A 3,439-nucleotide genomic window follows, 5' to 3' on the forward strand; every position below is an offset into this window, starting at 1 on the left:
ACCTTCGAAGGACGCATCACCCCGAACGGAAACTAACCGACGCCAAGGTCGGATCCACCGTTAATCTGACACTCCCGCACATACGTCTGAGCGCTGCAGAGTCACATTCACGCAACTTCCAGGTGTGCGTGAATGTGCACATTGCATACGTCTGAGGCGTGCAAGGGTCCATTGACGCGGGGTGGGGTGGGGCGGGCGGGGTGGGGGCAGCGAAACAGACCGCTAGGCCACGCGAGAGTTGGTGCGCGGAATCCACTCGTACACGCCGGCTTCGGCTCCGTGGTGCAGGGAGAGGTCGATGGCGTCGAGGATTGCCTGTCGCGGTCCGGGGCGTCCGAGTTGCTTGGCACTGATGGCCAGACGCACCACTCCGTCGCGTCGGGCGGTGCGGCCTGCGCCGAGTACCAGTGCCTTGAACCACCAGGGCTCTGCTTTGAATCCTTCGCCGATTCCCCACACTCTCGCGCGCACGACGCCGTCGCGTTCGAGGTCGTGAATACCGTTCAGCGCGGCCAACATTCGGAATCCCGCGTCGGGCAGAGCCTCGACGGCACCGGGTGAGGCGATCCAGCGTGGAGCAGCGAACACCCGAGTACGCAGGCCGGTCTGCTCCATGACGCGGTCCGCCGCCATCAGACGCAGCCGGGCTTCGTGACGCGGCAGCGCTGCGAACTCGGATCGTCGACGCTTCGTCGCGGCCTGGTCGTAGCCGTGCAGAACGATCGCGTCGCCGGCGTCGCGTCGGGCCCGCAACCATTCCTGGGTGGGCACGTCGGCCGCGAGGCGGTACTTGTCCTTCAACCGTGGTGCCACGAGCAATGACAGAGGGACGCCTCGCCCGTCGAGGATCCGCGCGAATTCGGCGGCGTGCTCGAAGGTGTCGTTCTTGATACCGCTCACCGACACGATCAGGCGTCCAGACATGACTCGAGCCTCGCACACCAGCGTGAACGAGGCTCGAAGTCGATGCAGACAGGAGCTAAACGGCGATCGTTTCCTTCGGCAGGATCTTGTCGATCGCGGCGAGCACCTCAGGAGCGTCCGGCTCGGTGCGCGGGCGGAAACGGTTGGTGACGACGCCGTCGGGTGAAATCAGAAACTTCTCGAAGTTCCACTGAACGTCTCCGGCTTTGCCTTCGGCGTCTTCGGTCTTGGTCAGCTCGGCGTACAACGGGTGCTTGTTGTCACCGTTGACATCGACCTTCTCGGTCATCGCGAAGGTGACGCCGTACGTGGTGGAGCAGAAAGTTTCGATCTCTTCGGCGGTACCGGGCTCCTGGCCACCGAACTGGTTGCAGGGCACTCCGACGACCGACAGACCACGTGACGAGTATTCGTTGGCGAGCTTCTCGAGCTTCTCGTACTGCGGGGTCAGTCCACACTTGGAGGCGACATTGACCACGAGGACGGCCCTTCCGGCGTACTCGTCGAGCGAGGTGGGCGCACCACCCAGCGTGTTGATGCCGATGTTCTGAACTTCAGTCATCACCTGAACTTACCTGTGAGTACCGACAGAATGGAACCGACGTACAAAAGCAAGTACGACCCCGCTGGTGGCGGGGTCGTACTTGCGTTCTTCCGAACCGGGCGACGGGGGGATGCGCGGCGCCCGGCAGGTCTTACGCCTTGGCGGCGGACTTTTCGATGATGACCTGCTTGTCTGCGGGCCGGTCGTCCTCGGGGAGATGGTCGTCGACCATGGTCTCCTCGTCGAACGGGAGGCCGCCGTCGAGCACCGTGTTGACCCGGTCCTTGTCGATGGTCTTGGTCCAGGTTCCCACCAACAAGGTGGCGACCGCGTTGCCGGAGAAGTTGGTAACGGCGCGCGCTTCGGACATGAACCGGTCGATTCCGACGATCAGCTGGACTCCGTCGAGCAGCTCGGGGCGGTGGCTGGACAGACCGCCGGCCAGCGTGGCCAGGCCGGCTCCGGAGACTCCGGCTGCGCCCTTCGACGCGATGATCATGAACAGCAGCAGCGAGAACTGCTCGCCGATCGAGAGCGGCATGTTCATGGCGTCGGCGATGAAGATCGAGGCCATCGTCAGGTAGATCGCGGTGCCGTCGAGGTTGAACGAGTAACCGGTGGGGACGACGATGCCGACGGTGGTGCGCTCGACTCCGACGTGCTCCATCTTGGCGATCAGACGCGGCAGGGCCGACTCGGAGGAGCTGGTGGCGACGATGAGTAGGTACTCACGAGCCAAGTACTTGACCAGCTTGAAGATCGAGAATCCGGTGACGAACTTGAGGATCAGGCCGAGGAAGAAGAACACAAAGATGAAGCAAGTGATGTAGAAGGCCAGCATCAGAGTGCCGAGCTGGATGACGGCGTCGAAGCCGGTCTTGCCGACAACACCGGCGATGGCACCGAAAGCACCGATCGGGGCGAGCCACAGAATCATGGTCAGGATGCGGAAGACGAGCTTCTGTACTGCGCCGATGCCCTTGAGAATGCCCTCGCCGCCCTTGCCCATGGCCTGCAATGCGAACCCGACCAGGATGGCAACAAACAGCGTCTGCAGCACGCTGCCTGCGGTGAGCGCGGACACCAGGGTGTCAGGGATGATTCCGGCGATGAAGTCCATGGTGCCGCCGGCCTCGTGCGCGGTGTCCGCCAGCTTCAGCCCCGCATCGTTCGGAGAGATGTTCAGGCCGTCACCGGGTTTGATGAGGTTGCCGACGACCATGCCGATTCCCAGGGCGATGGTGGACATACCCAGGAAGTAGGCCAGGGCGATACCACCGGCCCTACCGACGCTCGCTGCAGCGCGGACCGAACCGATGCCGAGCACTATGGTGCAGAAGATGACCGGGCTGATCATCATCTTGATCAAACTGATGAACAGCGTTCCGAGAATGGACAGGTCGGACCCGAAGTCCTTCCAGATCAGGCCGACGATCACACCAGCGATCACCGCGATGATCACCGCGATGTAGAGCCAGTGAGTCTTGTCGCGCTTCTTCTTGGGCTCGGTGGGCGGGTTGTCGAACCGCTCCGCATCGATGGTTGTCATGAATGTTCCTTCTGGGTTCCGGTGAAGCGAGAGTCGAACTTGCTGACTTCGTGACTATGGGGAGTGGAGTGAGGTGCATCACCCCTGCTGAGAGATGATGTTGCTCGACGCCGTGACTGGAGTCACCTATACGTTCATTTCGTTCACGTCCGATGTATTGCACGAAAGGAATGCGTTGTCCTCGAAGCGCCCGCTGAGCGTCGCCGGCCAGGTCTTGGTGTTGCAGCTCGTCGTCATCGGCGTCGTCGTGTTCGCCGGCGGCATCCTGACGGTGCTCAACGAACGGTCCAACAGCGACGACGCGACCCGACGCGAAGTCACGGCGATCGCGGTGAGCATCGCCAACGGGACTGTCTGAATAACGGTTGATCCGGTCCTTGGTTCGACACGCCGAGCTCAGCTTGGTGGGAAGGATCGACGAT

At 62.4% G+C, this 3,439-nt stretch carries 4 protein-coding genes; 1 reads left to right on the forward strand and 3 read right to left on the reverse strand.

Annotation, left to right across the window (positions count from 1 at the left end; translation table 11 throughout):
- Positions 1–222: 222 nt before the first annotated feature.
- The 3 genes from R4P47_RS24840 to R4P47_RS24850 form a co-directional block, all read right to left on the reverse strand.
- The gene (locus R4P47_RS24840) at positions 223–924 is read right to left on the reverse strand and encodes a DUF2334 domain-containing protein (RefSeq protein WP_269596605.1); all 702 of its coding nucleotides are present in this window, start codon (positions 922–924) and stop codon (positions 223–225) included.
- 55 nt (positions 925–979) lie between these two features.
- Complete coding sequence (locus R4P47_RS24845; RefSeq protein ID WP_411567392.1) at positions 980–1,489, reverse strand: glutathione peroxidase; 510 nt, start codon at positions 1,487–1,489, stop codon at positions 980–982.
- Between the two features lie 130 nt (positions 1,490–1,619).
- On the reverse strand, positions 1,620–3,017 hold the full coding sequence (locus R4P47_RS24850; protein WP_269596603.1) for a cation:dicarboxylate symporter family transporter: 1,398 nt from the start codon (positions 3,015–3,017) through the stop codon (positions 1,620–1,622).
- A gap of 175 nt (positions 3,018–3,192) precedes the next feature.
- Here R4P47_RS24850 and R4P47_RS24855 point away from each other — a divergent pair, with 175 nt between their 5' ends.
- Positions 3,193–3,375: a hypothetical protein gene (locus R4P47_RS24855; protein WP_317786064.1), complete on the forward strand. Its 183-nt coding sequence runs from the start codon at positions 3,193–3,195 to the stop codon at positions 3,373–3,375.
- Positions 3,376–3,439 lie beyond the last annotated feature (64 nt).

It is taken from the genome of Rhodococcus sp. IEGM 1370, assembly GCF_033142325.1.
Taxonomy (GTDB): Bacteria; Actinomycetota; Actinomycetes; order Mycobacteriales; family Mycobacteriaceae; genus Rhodococcoides.